The organism is Lactobacillus sp. PV012 (genome assembly GCF_014522325.1).
In the GTDB taxonomy this organism is placed as follows: Bacteria; Bacillota; Bacilli; order Lactobacillales; family Lactobacillaceae; genus Lactobacillus.
In genome coordinates this window covers 644207-662320 of record NZ_CP041983.1, presented here as the reverse complement: position 1 = coordinate 662320, position 18114 = coordinate 644207, and the positions used below count along the sequence as shown (strand labels likewise).

Here is an 18114-nt window from a genome sequence, read left to right as displayed (position 1 = left end):
TTCTTACCTTAAAAAAGTGAAAGCTGATTTTGATCTGGCATCCCTTCTAAAACTTCATTTTTTTCAAAATAATCCATAATAGTTTGAGATACTTTTCCTCTAGTTGCTAAATCTTCTTTTGAAAGAAATTTTTGTTCAGTTCTAGCCGCTACAATTTGACGAGCAGCATTGTCACCTAATCCTGGCACCGCATTAAATGGTGCTAAAATTGTGTGATCATCAAGAATCTTAAACTCTGTAGCTTCTGACTTTTCAATATCTACCATTTTAATCTTAATTCCACGCTCTAAACATTCATTTGCAATTTCTAAAACGGTCAATAAAGATTTATCTTTAGCTGAAGCATCCATTCCCTGGTCTTGAATTGCCTTCATGGCTGCTTTTACTGTATTTTTTCCATGACTCATTGCTACTAAGTCAAACAAGTCTGCTCGTACAGAGAAATAAGCTGTGTAGTAAATTACTGGATAATAAACCTTAAACCAAGCAATTCTAAGGGCCATTAAAATATAAGCTGTTGCGTGAGCCTTAGGGAACATATATTTAATCTTTAAGCAAGAATCAATATACCAGTCAGGAATTTTGTCATTTTTCTTCAAAACGGCCATATCTTCCTCACTAATTCCCCGTCCATGCCGTACAGATTCCATCGTTGAAAATGCGACTTCTGGTTTTACACCCCAGTGAATTAAGTCCATCATAATGTTGTCACGACAACCAATTACATTCTTCAACTCACAAATTCCTTGATTAATTAATTCTTCAGCATTTCCTAACCAAACATCGGTACCATGAGATAGCCCTGAAATTTGAAGCAATTCAGAAAAAGTACTTGGATGCGTTTCTTCAAGCATCCCTCGAACAAATTTTGTCCCAAATTCAGGTACTCCTAATGTTCCTGTATTTGAGCCAATTTGTTCTGGCGTCACTCCCAAAATATCTGTTCCTGAAAAAAGCGACATTACTCCTGGATCATCCGGAGGAATGGTCATTGGATCAACACCTGATAAATCTTGTAACATTCTGATCATCGTAGGATCATCATGTCCTAAAATATCAAATTTTAAGATATTGTCGTGAATGGCATGGAAATCAAAGTGAGTAGTAAGCCAGGCTGCTTTTTGGTCATCGGCAGGATACTGTACAGGAGTAAAGTCATAAATATCCATATCATTTGGTACCACAACAATTCCTGCAGGGTGTTGTCCAGTTGTTCTTTTAACCCCTGTGGCTCCTGTTGCTAAACGCTCAAGTTCTGCCTTACGCAAATGAAGTTCATTTTCATCTTCGTAATGTTTTGCATAACCATAGGCAGTTTTATCCGCTACAGTGCCAATCGTTCCTGCACGATAAGAATTATCAGGGCCAAACATTACCCGAATATAATTATGAGCTACTGGTTGGTAATCTCCTGAAAAGTTTAAATCAATATCAGGAACCTTATCTCCATGGAACCCTAAGAAGGTTGCAAATGGAATATCCTGACCATCTTTTACTAATTCAGCACCACACTTAGGGCACTTTTTATCTGGCAAGTCATATCCAGAACCATATTCCCCATTTTCAAAAAATTCTGAGTACTGGCAACTTGCACAGCGATAATGGGGTGCTAAAGGGTTAACTTCTGTTATTCCTGATAGGGTTGCTACCAAGCTAGATCCAACAGACCCTCGTGAACCAACTAAATATCCATCTTTATTGGATTTTGCTACTAAACGTTGTGATATCAAATAAATTACTGCATACCCATTAGAAATAATAGAATTTAATTCCATCTCTACCCTATCTTTTACAATCTTAGGTAAAGGCTTACCGTAAAGCTCATAAGCCTTATCATAGGTAAGTTTTTTCATTTCTTCATCAGCATTATCAATCTTTGGTGGATATAAACCACTTTTAACTGGAGAAATTTCTTCAATTTTATCTGCAATTGCATTTGAATTTGTAATTACAATTTCCTTTGCAATCTCTTCACCTAAAAATGAAAAGGCATCAAGTAATTCTTGTGTAGTGTAAAATGGAAGATCAGGAATATTTTTATTTTTCTTCGTGTATCCTTTTTTAGATTCCAATAAAATTTTACGATATATTTTTTGGTGAGAATCAACGTAGTGTGAATCACTAGTTGCTACAACTGGAATATGTAATTCTTTTCCCAGCTTATAAATATTTCCAATGATTTCTTCTAATTCTGCTCTATCTTTAATTAATTCATCTTCAATTAAAGTTTCATAAGCAGCTGGTGGCTGAATTTCTAAAAAGTCATAGAACTGGGCTACTTCTTTTGCGGCGTCGTATCCTTTTTGCATCATCGCCACAAATACTTCACCTTCGCCACACCCGCTTCCAAAAAGCAAACCTTCATGATATTTATCTAATTCTGACTTTGGTGTCCGTGGTTCTCGATAAAAATATTGTGTGCTCGCTAAAGAAATTAATTTATACATATTTTTTAAGCCTTTTTGATTTAAGGCTAAAACAGTCATATGTGAGGGACGGGCACGTTTGTACACTTCACCAAATTTGGCATAATCATTCATTTTGCCAAGATCTGCTTCATTAAAACGTGCATAAAAGGCATCCAATAACTTAAACATTAAGTAGCCAGTTGCCTCAGCATCTTGGTTGGCTCTATGGTGATGTTCCAAAACAACATCATACTTTTTAGCTAACGAATCTAAAGTATGCCGAGTTTGTTCTGGATGAAGTAAACGTGAAACTTCCAGTGTATCAACAACTGGTTGAGTAATTTCTTCCATTCCAGCTCTTCTTAAAGCTGCATTAATAAAGCCAACATCAAACTGAACATTATGTCCACACAAAGGACGATCCCCATAAAAGTCCTTAAAGCGTTTGATAACATCTTCTTCATCATCGGCTTTACTTACCATTTCATCAGTAATTGAAGTTAAATTGATGGTTGTGTCACTCAAGGGATGATGGGGATTAATAAATTCATCAAATTTTTCAATAACTTCCCCATTTTTCATTTTAACAGCACCAATTTCAATAATAGTGTCATAAACAGAAGAAAGTCCTGTAGTTTCTACGTCAAAAATTACATATTCTCGATCACGATAGTCCATTTCAGTTGGATTTAAAACAAGCTTTGCATGATCATCAATTGCATTTGCTTCATAACCATAAAGAACTTTAATATCTTCTTTCTTCCCTGCACCAAAAGCTTCCGGAAATGCTTGCACATCAGCATGATCAGTAATGGCCACTGCCTTTTGGCCAAACTTTTTAGCTGCCTTAATGTAATCAGTTGCTGTAGAAACTGCATCTAATTGACTCATGGTTGTATGAGTATGGAGTTCAATATGCTTGTCTTCACCTACATATTTTTCTTGGCGACCCTTATGTTCGATAACCTCAATACTTCTAATATTGAATACCAATTCATGTTGCCACTGATCATCACTAACGCCACCTTGGATTTTAGCCCAAGTTCCTGGTTTGATGCTTTTATAAAAATCTGCCTCTTCACCTTTTGAAACAAACTTCTTAAAGCCAATCGAATCGGTATAGTCTGTAATATCTCCAGTAACAATAAAATTGCCAGATTTTAATTCCTTTAGTTCAATATTAAAAATATTTCCTTCAATCAGAACATTTCTAACCCCATCTTCTAGTTCCTTTATTTGGATAAATTTAGCCTTGGGGCTTACCTTTTTACCATGTGAAAATTCTCTTCGCTGAGTCTTTTCACCATTTGAAGGTGAAATGGGTGGAGGCGGAGTTTGCTCAAAAAGGTTTTGCATCGCTTCTTGATGTGCCTTTTCTTGTTCCTCTAAACTCTTTAAATTTTCACTTTCCTGCCCTGTACTAATTTCTGTAGCAAATTTTATATTAAAGAAACCGTATTTTCTAAATTCCTCATTTAAACCTGCAAGAACATTTTCTGTTAAAAGCTCTTCAGCCGTTTTATTTGTGCAAGCAATAAACCATTTATTGTCCTTTAACTTTGGGATCTCTTTTACCAAAACTTGTTTTTGTAATGTAGGTAATTTACTATTTTCAATTACATAATTCCAATAATCCGGTAAAAAATCACTTGCACCATCCTGAGTCTTAATTTCCAATTCGACATCTACGATATCAACAAAGCTAGCTTTTAAAGCCTCTATAAATGAATGATACGTTTTAAATTTTAATGGTGTACTTAAAAAAACGTGGATTTGCCACTTTTTTTCAGTTGCAAATACATCCACGTCTTGTATTTCCCCTTTTTGAAGAATGTCATTATCTTCAAATGTATCTGGAAATTTAATTTGTTCTAATAAATGTAAAAAAAGTTGATTTTTCTTAGTCACATTAATTACCTTAATTCAATTTTTTAGCAATATATGCGTCCAAATCTTCAAGTTTAACTTCTTCTTTTTCTTCAGAACCAGCTACTTTTACTTCAACGATTCCTTCACCGGCTTTGCGACCAATAGTAATTCTAATTGGGGCACCAACTAAGTCGGCATCATTAAACTTAACACCTGGGCGCTCATTTCGATCGTCGTATAAAACATCATACTTCGTTGAAAGATTTTTTTCAAGCTTTTCAGCTACTTTAGTTTGAACTTCATCTTTCATTTTCATCTGAATTAATTGAATTGTAAAAGGAGCAATTTCTTTTGGCCAATTAATACCATTTTCTGTTAAATGTTGTTCAACAGCAGCAGACAACATCCGCGTTACTCCAATTCCATATGAACCCATAATAACTGGTTTTGCTTTTCCTTGGTTATCAAGGAAATCAGCACCCATATTTTCTGTGTAGTAAGTACCTAATTTAAAGATATGACCTACTTCAATTGAAGTTGTAAATTTTAATGGTAAATGATCTACTGGATCAGGTTCACCTTCATTAGCTACTCGAAGGTCAGCAAATCTATCTACTTTAAAATCACGATCTAAATTAGCATTAGTAAATTGGAAATCTGTTTCATTTGCGCCAACAACAACATTATAAAGATCTTTAATACTTTCATCAGCTACGATTTCATCTGCCCAATCTGCATTAATTGGACCAACGCCACCCTTAGCACTACCAGTGATCTTTTCTAATTCTTGTGCATCAGCTGGATGTAAATCATCGGCATCTAATAAATGAGTTAATTTTACTTCATTGATTTCTTTATCACCACGAATTAAAACTAAAACTTTCTTTCCATCCGCAATAAATAAAATGCTTTTAACAATTCTGGTAGCTGGAACATCTAAGAAGTCAGCTAATTTTTCAATACTGTCTGCTCCAGGAGTGGCTACCTTAGTTAATTCTTTTGGATCTTCTGGATCTTGAGTAAAAGTATCGATACTCTTTGCCATTTCTAAGTTAGCAGAATATGTTCCAGTTTCATTGGTTGCAATTGTATCTTCCCCAATTGCAGCAGGTGCTTGAAATTCAGTTGAGTTTTTTCCACCCATTGTTCCTGAATCTGCAATAACCGGACGCACTTCGATGCCACAACGTTCAAAAATCTTTTCAAATGCCATTTTTTCATCATCAAATTGCTTATCTAATTGATCGCGATTTGCAGCAAAACTATATGCATCAAGCATAATAAATTCACGACCACGTAATAAACCAAAACGAGGACGATTTTCATCACGAAACTTTGTTTGAATTTGGTAAAGAGCGATTGGCATTTGCTTATAGCTCTTTAAATTTTTAGCAATAATTTCTGTAAATGTTTCTTCATGAGTAGGTCCTAATAAACTTTCACGTCCATGACGATCTTCAAGTCTAAACATTTCTGGACCATATTTCTGAAGACGACCTGACTCTTCCCACATTGTTGCTGGTAAAAGATGTGGCATCATCATTTCTGGAACATTAATTTTATCCATTTCTTGTTCAATGATGTTTTCTGCTTTACGTAATACACGATAACCTAATGGTAAGTAAGCATATACCCCAGCAGTAACCTGGCGAATGTAGCCTCCACGTAACATCAATTGATGACTTTTTGCCACTGCATCAGATGGTGCCTCTTTTAAAGTAGGCATAAAAAATTTAGATTGACGCATAATTTCTCCTCTTATTTATTCTAATTATTTAATAAAGTAGCGATAAATATCATTTCCCGTTACTGCAACAATCAATACTAATAAAATTACAAATCCAATCATATCAACAATGACCTCTTTTTCTTGAGGAATTGGTCTTCTAATGATTAATTCAATAATATTTAAAAGTATTTTTCCTCCATCAAGACCAGGAATTGGCAATAGATTAACAATCCCTAGATTGATAGAAATCATTCCTAAAAACATTAAAATGTAACTAAATCCCATTTTGGATACTTGGGCAGTTTGGGAGTAAATTCCCACAGGACCAGATAGCTTATTTAAACTAAAATGTCTAAATAATCCACCAACTGCATTAAAAATCATCCCTGTTGTAGTTACTGCTGTATTCCAGCCTTGACTTAGTTTTGCTCCTAGCGAATCATTAGTTTTAGCATAAATTCCTAACTGGTAAGCTGTTTGACCAGCTACCTTTTCTTTTTTAGGTTTTATTTTTAACGTTTTAATAGTAGAACCTTGTTTTACCTTAACTTTCATTTCCTTATCTTTGTTTGCACTAACAACTTCTCCAACCTGAGCAAAAGTTGAAATCTTTTATTATTCAAGGAAACAATTGTGTCATTTGGCTTGATTCCAGCTACTTGAGCTGGTGAATTAGGAACTACCTTGCTAATAGTGGTTGTACTTGGACCGGGTACAGTCAATGACCATAATAAAAATACTACAAAACCTAACAAAATGTTCATTACAGGGCCGGCTACATTAGTAGCTAATTTTTTCCAACTTTTTGCTTCTTGGAATTGAACATCTCGTGGTGCAATTAAAAGTTCTGTGCCATTTTTTTCAATAATTGTTGCATCATGATCAACATGATAAGTTTTTAGTTTGTTTTCATCACCATTTTCAAACCCTGAAATTGTTAACTTATCTACCAAATCACTTTTATTTACCTGAAGTGGAATACCCTCAATTGGCATTTGAGATCCAGACGCATCTATTCTTTTTACTTTTCCAGAATCATCTAATTGTAATACTACAGTTGTTCCTGGTTCAATAACTGCGCTATCATCAGGACCTGCTAAACGTACATACCCACCTAATGGTAACCAGCGAAGTGTATACGTGGTTCTTTTCCTCATTACTTGAAAAAGTTTAGGTCCCATCCCTATTGAGAATTCTCTAACTAAAATACCAGATTTTTTAGCAACAATAAAATGACCAAATTCATGTACAAAAACAAGGATACCAAATACTACAATAAAGATTAAAATACCCTTCATTTATTACCTGCTCTCTACATAATTCCTAAAAAGGCCACAACTGGTAATACAAAAAGCATACTATCAAATCTATCTAAGATACCACCATGACCTGGTAAAATTTTTCCAGAATCCTTCACGCCATAAAAACGTTTGTAAGCTGATTCTACTAAATCTCCCATTTGTCCAACAATTGATAAGAAAAATGCTAAGATAATTAAGCTAAGTGGACTTCTACCAGTAGGAACTAAGAAGACGTAGATTGCTGAACAAATAATTGCTGCAATCACAGCTCCAATTGAACCTTCCCAAGTCTTATTAGGACTAATTGCTGGCCAAAGCTTATGCTTACCGATTTTACGTCCTACTAAATAAGCAAAAATATCTGTTGACCATACTACAACAAACACATAGCACAATACTTGCAAACCTAAATGAGCATTTCTGACAGCTGCCATATAATGGAACCCTGTTCCAATATATAAAGCTCCCAAAGTGTAAACTCCTACATCATCAAATGTGACTTTATTCTTAGTTAAAACAGTTCTCACCAACATTAACATTACAATCATAAAGAATACATCATATCTATTTAAAAAATGAGGTAAGAAGTTAAAAAAGCTTACTGGAAGAGCCATTGTCAAGGTGGCTAATAAAGCTAAACAGAAATCCCAAGAAACTAAAATTTGTTTCTTCATCATAAAGATTTCACTAATTCCAACAGCGGCAAAAAGGCACACTGCAATATCAATCCATATTCCCCCAAACCAAACAATTGGGATGAATAAAATTAAAGCAATAATTGCTGTAATTACTCTTTGTTTCATAATTTACTTTCTTTTGTTATATTTTTCCAAATCGTCTATCGCGGTTATTAAAATCTGCTACTAATTCTTTTAAATCTTCTGCATTAAAGTCTGGCCAAAGTTTTTCTGTAAATTCAAATTCACTATAAGCTAACTGCCATAATAAAAAGTTTGAAAGTCTTTCTTCGCCTGAGGTTCTAATTAATAAATCAGGATTGTCATAAGGAGCTAAGCTGGCTGTCAATAACTCTTCAGCGAAAACTTTTTCATTAATGTCTTCTGGCATTAAGCTACCATCTTTTACTTTCTTAGCCAATTTTTGACTTGCACTTACAATTTCTTTACGTGCCCCATAGTTAAAAGCAAAATTTAATACCATTCCAGTATTATCTTTTGTTTCTGCCATAGCTTTTTCCATAATCTGGTAAGTCTTATCAGGGATTTCATCTCTAAATCCCATAATATTAACCTTAACGTTATTTTCCATCAGTTCTGGCATAAACTTATCAAAAAAATCAATTGGTAATCGCATTAGATACTTTACTTCATCAACTGGGCGACCCCAATTTTCAGTTGAAAAGGCATATAAAGTTAAAACCTTTATTCCCAACTCATTAGCTGCTAAGGCAATTGTACGGATTGTCTCCATACCGTGCTTGTGGCCAACAAAACGAGGTAAATGTCTCTTTTTAGCCCATCTACCATTTCCATCCATAATAATTGCAAGATGATTTAATGAATGAGATTTATTATTCATTTTATGCTTGTGTAATTTCTTTACTCTTCTTATCTGCTAATTCATCTACTTTTTTAGTAGAATCATCAGTAACTTTTTGCACTTGTTTTTCCAAACTGCGTTGTTCGTCTTCTGTAATATCACCATCTTTAGTTTGACGCTTCAAAGTATCCATGGCTTCACGACGAACATTTCTAATGGCAATTTTTGCTTGTTCAGCCAACTTACCAACTTGCTTTGCAATTTCTTGACGACGTTCTCCAGTTAATTGAGGAATAACAATTCTAATTACAGAACCATCATTTGCAGGAGTAATTCCTAAATCGGAAGCTAAAATTGCGTGTTCAATATCGTCTAAACTATTTTTATCATATGGAGTTACCATCAAAACTCTTGCTTCTGGAATAGTTACACTAGACATTTGAGTTAAGGGAGTTGGGGCACCATAGTAATCAACTTTAATTTTATCTAATAAACTTGCATTTGCTACTCCAGCTCTGATGGATCCAAGATCTTTTTCAAAAACTGAAATAGATTTATTCATGTTTGATTTTGCTTTTTCAATAACTTCGTTAGCCATTATTTACCACCTTTAATTACAGTACCAATATTTTCACCTTCAACAACCTTCTTAATGTTGCCAGGCTTATTAACATTAAACACAATTAATGGAATATTATTGTCCATTGATAAAGAACTTGCTGTACTATCCATTACCTTTAAATTCTTAGAAATTAAATCTAGTTGACTCAATTCATCAAACTTAGTAGCTGTTGGATCTAATTTAGGATCTGCTGAATATACACCGTCGACACCATTCTTGGCCATTAAAATTACATCTGCATCAATTTCAGCAGCACGCAAAGCAGCAGTAGTATCAGTTGAGAAGTATGGGTTACCTGTACCACCACCAAAAATTACAACTCTACCCTTTTCAAGATGACGAATTGCCTTACGACGAATATAAGGTTCAGCAATTTGGCGCATTTCAACTGAAGTTTGAACTCGAGTAGGTACTCCAAGATTTTCTAAACCATCTTGTAATGCTAACCCATTCATAATTGTAGCTAACATCCCCATGTAATCAGCTTGCGCACGATCCATACCTAGGTTAGCACCTGTTTCACCGCGCCACATGTTACCACCACCACAAACAATACCAATCTCTACGCCCATATCATGAACTTTTTTAATTTCACTTGCTAAGTGGCGAATAACTTCAGGATCAATCCCAGTACCCTTTTCTCCAGCTAGTGCTTCACCAGAGACTTTCAAAATGATACGCTTATACTTCACTTGACTCATAAAGTCCTCCTTATTAATTTTCTTTAATTTTACCATACAGCGACGCTAAAACATTTCTCTTTAATTTTACCATATAGCTAGCCTAAAATTTTATTTCAATAAAAAACCTCAGAAAAAAAGAGTAGCGAATATTCACTACTCTTTTGTAAAGTAAAGATTTACTTCATTTGTTCACGTACTTCAGCAGCAAAGTCTTCTTCTTTCTTTTCGATACCTTCACCAACTTCGAAACGTTGGAAAGCTACTAACTTAGCTCCCTTTTCCTTTAAAAATTCGCCAACAGTCTTGCTGTCGTCCATGATGTAGTCTTGTGATAAAACAGCAAATTGCTTATCAACTTGTGTATTATCATCAATAAAACGTTGCATCTTACCAGGAATAATCTTATCCCAGATCTTTTCTGGCTTACCTTCTTCTTTAAGTTCAGCCTTAATATCTTCTTCAGCCTTAGCTAAAACATCATCACTTAATTGCTTAGCTGAACCGTAAACAAGATGTGGTAAAGGTTTCTTATTTACCAATGCACGACTTTCGTTGTCTTGATCAATCTTGTGGTTCATTTCTGCTAATTGTTCAGTAATGAAGTCTTCATCTAATTCATCTGGTGAAATAACCTTAGGACTCATTGCAGCAATGTGCATAGCTAAATGTTTAGCAGTTGCAGCATCAGCACCTTCTAAAACAGTAATAACACCAATTTGGCCACCATTATGTTGGTAAGCACCAAATTCTTGATCGTCAGTCTTTTCTTCTAATGCAAAACGACGTAAAACAATCTTTTCACCAATAGTAGCAGTTGCATCAACAAATGATTGAGACATAGTAATGCCATCATCCATCTTTAAGTTTTCAGCTGCTTCCATATCTGCAGGCTTACCTTCTGCAATAACCTTTGTAGCATCGTTTACTAACTTAACAAACTTATCGTTTTGAGAAACAAAGTCAGTTTCTGAGTTAACTTCAGTAATTGCGGCTACATTACCGTTAACATAAACCCCAGTTAAACCTTCAGCAGCAATACGGTCAGCTTTCTTTGCAGCTTTAGCCATACCCTTGTCACGAAGATATTGAATTGCTTTATCCATATCTCCATCAACTTCTACTAAGGCTTTCTTAGCGTCCATAACGCCTGCGCCACTACGTTCACGTAATTCTTTAACTAATTTAGCTGTAATTTCTGCCATTAATTAAGTCCTCCTAACAGAACCAATAGTAAAACAAATTAGTCTTCAGTTTCTTCAACTACTTCTTCAATTGACTTTTCGCCATCAGCAGTTTCTTCAACACTAGCAGTCATTTCTGCTTCTACATCACTATCGTCTTCACCTTGTTTACCTTCGATGATTGCATCTGCCATAGCACCTGCAATTAAACGAATAGCACGAATAGCGTCGTCATTTGATGGAATAATTACATCAATTGGATCTGGATCAGTGTTAGTATCAACCATAGCAACAACTGGAATTCCTAAGATATTTGCTTCATGAACAGCAATCTTTTCCTTCTTAGGGTCGATAACGAACATAACATCAGGGATTCTAGGCATATCTTCAATACCGCCTAAGAATCTTTCAAGCTTATCCATTTCCTTAGTCAAAAGTGCTACTTCCTTCTTAGGTAATACATCAAAAGTACCATCTTGTGATATTTCTTTTAATTGCTTTAATCTCTTAATACGTTTTTGGATAGTTGACCAGTTAGTCAAAGTACCACCTAACCAACGTTGGTTTACGTAGTATTGACCAGCACGTTTTGCTTCTTCAGCAATTGAGTCTTGAGCTTGCTTCTTAGTACCTACGAATAAGAATACACCGCCGTCTTGTGCAACAGCTTTAGTGTAGTTGTAAGCATCATCAAGCATCTTAATAGTCTTTTGTAAGTCGATGATGTAGATACCGTTTCTTTGAGTAAAGATGTAAGGAGCCATCTTAGGGTCCCATCTTCTAGTTTGGTGACCAAAGTGTACACCAGCTTCAAGCAATTGCTTCATAGTAACAACTGTCATAAAAAATTCCTCCTATGGTTTCATTCCTCTCAGAAGGTCCCATTAGAATCAGACCAAATTCGGCACCGGAGATTCTAATCGCTTCTGATGTGATTTAAAATTATTGTGTAATAACACACCACAATATTGTAACTAATTTTTTTCATTATTTCAATGAAAAATTAACATTATGTGATTTTAGAAATTCTTCTTTCCACTTTCTCGAATGATGCTTAAACCAGTACTCGCGTTTCAGAGCAGCTGATTTATCTTTGAATTCTTCAAAGTATATTAATTTAACTGGACGACGTGCCTTTGTGTACTTGGCGCCTTTTCCGGCATTATGAGTTTTAATTCTTTGAGAAAGGTTAGTAGTAAAGCCACCATAAAAGCTTCCATCATTACATAAAAGACAATAAAAATAGAATTTTTTAATGGCATCATGTTGCTTTTTTGCTTCTGGAGTTTCTCGAATTATCTTTTTGATTTCTTTTGTAAATTCACCATCAGCGTTATGAACCAAAATTGGATCTACTAGCTCCACACCATCAGTCGCACTATTACGAATTGCTTCAATAACTATTAAATTTGTTTTTTCACCTCTTTTAGAAACAAATGGTTGCACATTTTTGACACTTAAATTATGAGTAATACAATAATGCATAATCTCGCCTAATCGTTCTGGGCGATGTACCATAAACATCTTCCCTTTCATTTTTAAAAGGTCACTTGCTACACTAATAATTTGCTCTAAGTTAATTTCTAATTCATGGCGCGCAATGGCTTTTCTTTTATCAGGATTTAAATGGTGGCCTTTAGGAGCTTTAAAATAAGGTGGATTGACAACGACCATATCATATTTATCTTTTCCTAGTTTTTGAGGTGCATCAATAGCATTCAAAGTATTAACATTAATTCTATTTTCTAAGTTATTTAAAATTATGCTTCTTTTTGCTTGGTCTGCCATCTCTGGTTGAATTTCTACTGCCTCATATTTTGCTTTATTAAAATAAGCCATATATAAACTTGCTGCTGCATTTCCACTGCAAAGATCAACTACTTTATAACTATCATGGATTTTTTCTTTAGCAAAATAAGCTAATAATAATGTATCTAATGAAAACGAAAAAGCATCTTTATCTTGAATAATTTGAATATCATCACTATATAAGTAATCAATTCTTTCGTTTTCTTTTAATAAATCCATTTCCTTTCCCTTCTTTCGCTTATTTCTTCATAGGTTATAATTATACTATGTATTTTAATCGGAGGAAAAATTATGTTTTACAAATTTATCAGGCCAATTGCTAGATTTATCGTTTGGATCTTAAATGGCCATTTGCATGTTTACAATAAAGAAGCACTGCCTAAGGGCACTTACATTTTAGTAGCACCTCATAGAACTTGGTGGGAACCCGTTTTATTTGCTCTCGCAGCAAGTCCTACTGAATTTATGTTTATGGCAAAAAAAGAACTCTTTAAAAATCCAATCTTACGTTTTATTTTGAATCATTCGCATGCTTTTCCAGTTGATCGTAAAAATCCTGGACCATCAGCTATTAAAATTCCAGTCAAGGGTTTAAAAAAGGGTAATTATTCTTTAATAATTTTTCCTTCTGGAACTCGTCATTCTTCAGAATTAAAAAGTGGTGCCTTTATCATTGCCAAAATGTCAGGTCGTCCTTTAGTGCCAGTTATCTATCAAGGTCCCCTAACCTTCACAGGGCTTTTAAAGAGAAAGCCTTTAAATGTACGTTTTGGTGATCCTATTGAAATCCCACGTTCTCAAAAAGTTAATAAAGAAACAATTCCTGGTCTTTATAAAGAATTAGAAACAGCTTGGAACACATTAGATAAAGAACAAAATCCCAACTTTAAATATATTCCTAAATAATAGTTGAGATTTGCGACTTTTTTTCAAAGTGATACAATTCTACTAGTTAACTAATTTTAAGGAGCGCAAAGAATGTTAGAAAAAACTTTTTATAAAATGATGCTTAGTCATTCCTTTAACTTCCCTGTTAAAGTTACTTACTGGGATGGCAAAAGTGACGTTTATGGGGATGGAACACCTGAAATTGAGATTACTTTTAACAAAAAGGTTCCCATCAAAGATATCACTGTCAATGCTTCTCTTGCTTTAGGGGAAGCTTACATGAATAAAGACATTGAAATCAATGGTTCAATTCAACAATTAATTGAAGGAGCTTATGAAAGTGCCGATAGCTTTTTAAGAAATTCTAAGTTTAGAAAATTCTTACCTAAGCAAAAGCACACTGAAAAGCAAAGTCAAGAAGATGTTCAACATCACTACGATATTGGAAATGATTTTTATAAATTATGGTTAGATCCTACTTTAACTTATTCTTGTGCTTACTTTACAGAAGATAACCATGACGATTTAGAGGCAGCTCAAATTGCCAAAGTTCATCACATTTTAAACAAATTACATCCCCAAAAAGGTAAAACATTATTAGACATCGGTTGTGGCTGGGGAACATTGATGCTTACAGCCGCTAAAGAATATGGCCTTAAAGTGACTGGTGTTACTCTCAGTGAAGAACAATATAAACTTGTTCAAAATAAAATTAAAGCTATGGGCCTAGAAGATCAAGCAGAAGTAATTTTAACTGACTATCGTGAACTTGGAGATCGTACTTTTGACTATGTAACTTCTGTTGGGATGTTTGAACACGTAGGTAGTGAAAACCTAGGCGAATACTTCAAAGATGTTGCTAAATACTTAAAACCTAATGGTACTGCCTTAATTCATGGAATTACTCGTCAACAAGGTGGAGCTACCAATGCTTGGATTGACCGTTACATCTTCCCAGGTGGTTATATTCCTGGATTAGTAGAAATCGTTTCAAGAATTGAAGAAGCAAATCTTCAAATTGCAGATATGGAAATGCTACGTCGCCACTACCAAAGAACTCTTGAAATTTGGGATAAAAACTTTAATAATGTGCGCGATAAGGTGCAAGAAATGATGGGTGAACGTTTCTGCAGAATGTGGGATATGTATCTTCAAGCTTGTGCAGCATCTTTCCAATCAGGAAATATTGACGTTGTCCAATACTTATTAACTAAAGGACCATCTGGTCAAGAGCTTCCTATGACACGCGATTACATGAGTAATAAGAAATAAAAAGCATCTGAAAAAATAACTCCCTAGATTAAAAATTAAGAGCAAGAATCCTATTTTTAGAAATCTTACTCTTTTTTTGTACCTTCTTTTTGTTGAAGGAGTCTGTTTACTATTCCAATAATTACTTAAGTTCATCATGAACATCAATGCAGTGTATAGAAAAATCCGTTAGAACAAACGAATTCTAACGGATTTTTCTATTTTAAGTATTTAATTTTTCCCAGATACTTCACTTTACTTAATTTTATTTCTTCGCCTTGTAAACACAATAAATAGCACCCACTACACTTAAAACTGGGAAAATATAAAAATAATTGGATGATTTATTCATCATAATCGAAACAGTAAAGAGTACTCCCATTATTGCGCAAAAAAATGCCCGTATATAATAATCTAATTTTAAATTAAATAATTTTCTTTTTTTCAAAATTATTGTAATTATGAACCAGACTACAGCTCCTCCAAGTATAAGAAGGTTAAGGTAAATTTGATTATTCATGAGTAATTATTTTAAAATATGAAAACTATAAGCTCCTGTATAATTATTGTCCCTACTAAAAACAATGTCATTAAGTCAAAATGGCATTGTTTTTAGCGTTTTACTTGCTACGTTTTTGTTTTTGCTTCATCATATTCATTACTTGATTTAATTTTTTGGTTGATGGTTTTTGTCCCATTTGGGCCATCATTGCAGCAATCATATCTTCGCTAATTGGTGGATTGTCTTCGAAGTATTTCTTCATATAGCTTCGTGCACCAAAGAAACCAACAACTAAGCCCACAATTAAGGCAAGAATAATCAAAAAAATGGCTAACGCTAAATTCATAAAATAAAACCTCCAAAACTTTTAAACCAAGTAAAATTTTACTAAAAAATTCTAACTTTTTAAAGAACTTTATTAATCCTTACGTAAGCCTTTTTTTCTTTGAGCTTCTTTAGCCTTTTCAGAAGTTACTTCTTTACCATCTTTATCAATAATTACTGTATCTTCTAATTGTTGTCTAAAAGCAGCCCGGAAGTTATCTAAAAACTTCTTACGTAATTGTTTTCTTTCTTCAACTTCTTCTGGAGTAAGTTCACGTTCTTGGCTTAAGTGATATAATTCGTTGATTCTCTTAGTTACTTTTTCTTCTTCTTTTTTATCCATATGTTATATACCTCCTAATTCTATCTTAAGTCTACCCTAAAATATCGCAGAAAAAAAGTTTTAAGTGTCTTGAACATTTGTTTGTGAAAAAAATAATTTTTTGGTACAATGACTAGTAAATGTATTGGAGTGAAACTTATTATGGCCACAAAAAATCAAAATTCAAAACAACTAGAAATTTTAAAATATATTTATGATAATGTTGAAAAAAGAGGATTTCCTCCTACTGTACGTGAAATTTGTCAAGCTGTAGGTTTAGCTTCCACTTCCACTGTTCATGGTCACATTGATCGTTTAGAAAAGCGTGGTCTTTTAATTAAAGATGCTACCAAACCACGTGCATTAGAAATTACTGAAGAAGGACGCAAAGCTCTAGGCATCAAGCCAAAACTCATTCCTATGGTAGGACTAGTGACCGCAGGAGAACCCATCACTGCAGTTGAAAATATTGAAGACTACTTTCCCTTGCCTCCTAATTTAATTAATGAATCAAGCGACCTCTTTATGCTTACCGTTCGTGGTACTTCAATGATTAATGCTGGTATTTTAAATGGTGACTATGTAATTGTAAAAAAACAATCTACAGCTCTTAATGGTGAAATTGTAGTCGCCATGACTATGGATAATGAAGCCACTATAAAACGTTTTTATAAAGAAGATGGTCATTATCGCCTTCAACCTGAAAATGATACAATGCCTGCTATCATCTTAGATGAAGTTACAATTTTAGGAAAAGTTATTAGTCTTTATCGGTCGCATATTAATTAATGAAATAGGTCCCAAGCACTTCTTAATATTCAATTCTAAATAAAATGCTGATATATCAAGGTTCATCTCACTGAGTAGAACCAAGATTATCAGCATTTTTAATATCTAAATATTTGTTTAAACTCTTAACTATCTTAAACTTTGCATCATTTTAAACATCGTCTTAATACTATGAGCTTTCACCTGATAGAGATTTCCATCTTTTTCAAATAGCATTTCATTTCCGAGAGAAGCATACTGCTCACTCACTGTAAATTGCATTGCACCCTTACCATCTTTACTTGGTAAGCGGTAATCTTCTAACAAATCAACCACTTCATTTGCAGTAGCTTTTGGCTTTTCGCCTAAATATGAATTTGCTTTTACAGTAAATGACCAATTATCCTTGTTCCAAGTTAAATAGCTTTGACCTGCAGCTCCTTGACTAACTGCAGTAGTTTCATCATCTAATTTTACAGTTGGTAATCCTTTAGTAGTCGCTTGATAATTAATCTTACTTGTAATTTCTTTCTTACTCAATCCAGAAATTTTTGTAAGTGTTAAATATGGATGTTCTTTCTCTAAGCTTGCATCATTAAACTTCTTTTTACTACTTCCCACACTATAGTAAACAGTAGTTGTATCACCCTTTTTAGTGTAATGAACATTAATATTTTTAGTTGCTTTTCCTAAACCGGAAGTTTGAGGCAACTCCATCTTAAGATCTTCTTTTTCTAGTTTAGATGTTAATGATGCAAAACGAGTTTTCTTAACTTTAGCAGGAGCTTGAGAACTTGGTGCAGAACTATGCTGACTTGAACTAGATTGTGTTTGACATCCTGCTAACAACATTATTGGCACTACTAAACCGAGTAATCCTATCTTTTTCATAATGATCCTCCTGTGAATTATCTTTGTTTCTTATTTTACTACTTTTTTTCAAAATTAAATAGCACT

Annotated in this window: 15 protein-coding genes and 1 pseudogene; 3 read left to right on the top strand and 13 right to left on the bottom strand. The window is 34.1% G+C overall.

The genetic code is table 11. The features are described from left to right. Positions 1-8: 8 nt before the first annotated feature. The 10 genes and pseudogenes from FP433_RS03350 to FP433_RS03305 form a co-directional block, all read right to left on the bottom strand. A complete protein-coding gene (locus tag FP433_RS03350) occupies positions 9-4316 on the bottom strand; it encodes a PolC-type DNA polymerase III (RefSeq protein ID WP_265487152.1) in 4308 nt (1435 codons plus the stop codon). Between the two features lie 10 nt (positions 4317-4326). After that, positions 4327-6024 carry a proline--tRNA ligase gene (locus FP433_RS03345; protein WP_265487151.1) on the bottom strand — a complete coding sequence of 566 codons (1698 nt, stop codon included), beginning with the start codon at positions 6022-6024 and terminating at the stop codon, positions 4327-4329. A gap of 24 nt (positions 6025-6048) precedes the next feature. Then, positions 6049-7304 (bottom strand): annotated as a pseudogene (rseP, locus tag FP433_RS03340) (RIP metalloprotease RseP). A gap of 14 nt (positions 7305-7318) precedes the next feature. Continuing rightward, the gene (locus FP433_RS03335; protein ID WP_265483028.1) at positions 7319-8110 is read right to left on the bottom strand and encodes a phosphatidate cytidylyltransferase; all 792 of its coding nucleotides are present in this window, start codon (positions 8108-8110) and stop codon (positions 7319-7321) included. A 16-nt stretch (positions 8111-8126) separates the two neighbouring features. Then, complete coding sequence (locus tag FP433_RS03330) at positions 8127-8846, bottom strand: isoprenyl transferase (RefSeq protein ID WP_265487150.1); 720 nt, start codon at positions 8844-8846, stop codon at positions 8127-8129. A gap of 1 nt (position 8847) precedes the next feature. After that, positions 8848-9405 (bottom strand): ribosome recycling factor, encoded by a 558-nt coding sequence (frr, locus tag FP433_RS03325; protein ID WP_265487148.1) that lies wholly within the window; start codon positions 9403-9405, stop codon positions 8848-8850. Continuing rightward, entirely contained in the window at positions 9405-10130 is a 726-nt protein-coding gene (pyrH, locus tag FP433_RS03320; protein ID WP_265483033.1) for a UMP kinase, read from the bottom strand. Before pyrH ends, frr begins: the two co-directional genes overlap by 1 nt. A 158-nt stretch (positions 10131-10288) precedes the next feature. After that, a complete protein-coding gene (gene tsf, locus FP433_RS03315) occupies positions 10289-11314 on the bottom strand; it encodes a translation elongation factor Ts (protein ID WP_265483035.1) in 1026 nt (341 codons plus the stop codon). A gap of 38 nt (positions 11315-11352) precedes the next feature. After that, a complete protein-coding gene (gene rpsB, locus FP433_RS03310; protein WP_265487146.1) occupies positions 11353-12135 on the bottom strand; it encodes a 30S ribosomal protein S2 in 783 nt (260 codons plus the stop codon). Positions 12136-12280: 145 nt separating this feature from the next. Beyond that, on the bottom strand, positions 12281-13321 hold the full coding sequence (locus tag FP433_RS03305) for a GIY-YIG nuclease family protein (protein WP_265487145.1): 1041 nt from the start codon (positions 13319-13321) through the stop codon (positions 12281-12283). A 72-nt stretch (positions 13322-13393) separates the two neighbouring features. Here FP433_RS03305 and FP433_RS03300 point away from each other — a divergent pair, with 72 nt between their 5' ends. Further along, positions 13394-14008 (top strand): lysophospholipid acyltransferase family protein, encoded by a 615-nt coding sequence (locus tag FP433_RS03300; protein WP_265487144.1) that lies wholly within the window; start codon positions 13394-13396, stop codon positions 14006-14008. 72 nt (positions 14009-14080) lie between these two features. Beyond that, on the top strand, positions 14081-15262 hold the full coding sequence (locus tag FP433_RS03295; protein WP_265487143.1) for an SAM-dependent methyltransferase: 1182 nt from the start codon (positions 14081-14083) through the stop codon (positions 15260-15262). A gap of 599 nt (positions 15263-15861) precedes the next feature. Here FP433_RS03295 and FP433_RS03290 read toward each other — a convergent pair. Together FP433_RS03290 and FP433_RS03285 are read right to left on the bottom strand one after the other, a co-directional pair. After that, positions 15862-16089 carry a YneF family protein gene (locus tag FP433_RS03290; RefSeq protein ID WP_265483045.1) on the bottom strand — a complete coding sequence of 76 codons (228 nt, stop codon included), beginning with the start codon at positions 16087-16089 and terminating at the stop codon, positions 15862-15864. 72 nt (positions 16090-16161) lie between these two features. Next, a complete protein-coding gene (locus tag FP433_RS03285; RefSeq protein ID WP_265483046.1) occupies positions 16162-16410 on the bottom strand; it encodes a DUF896 domain-containing protein in 249 nt (82 codons plus the stop codon). Between the two features lie 141 nt (positions 16411-16551). On the opposite strand from FP433_RS03285, the gene lexA reads away from it, so the two are divergent. After that, positions 16552-17178, top strand: coding sequence for a transcriptional repressor LexA (lexA, locus tag FP433_RS03280; RefSeq protein ID WP_265483048.1), 627 nt, complete (start codon positions 16552-16554; stop codon positions 17176-17178). A gap of 129 nt (positions 17179-17307) precedes the next feature. On the opposite strand, the gene FP433_RS03275 is transcribed toward lexA, so the two are convergent. After that, entirely contained in the window at positions 17308-18048 is a 741-nt protein-coding gene (locus tag FP433_RS03275) for a hypothetical protein (RefSeq protein WP_265487142.1), read from the bottom strand. Positions 18049-18114 lie beyond the last annotated feature (66 nt).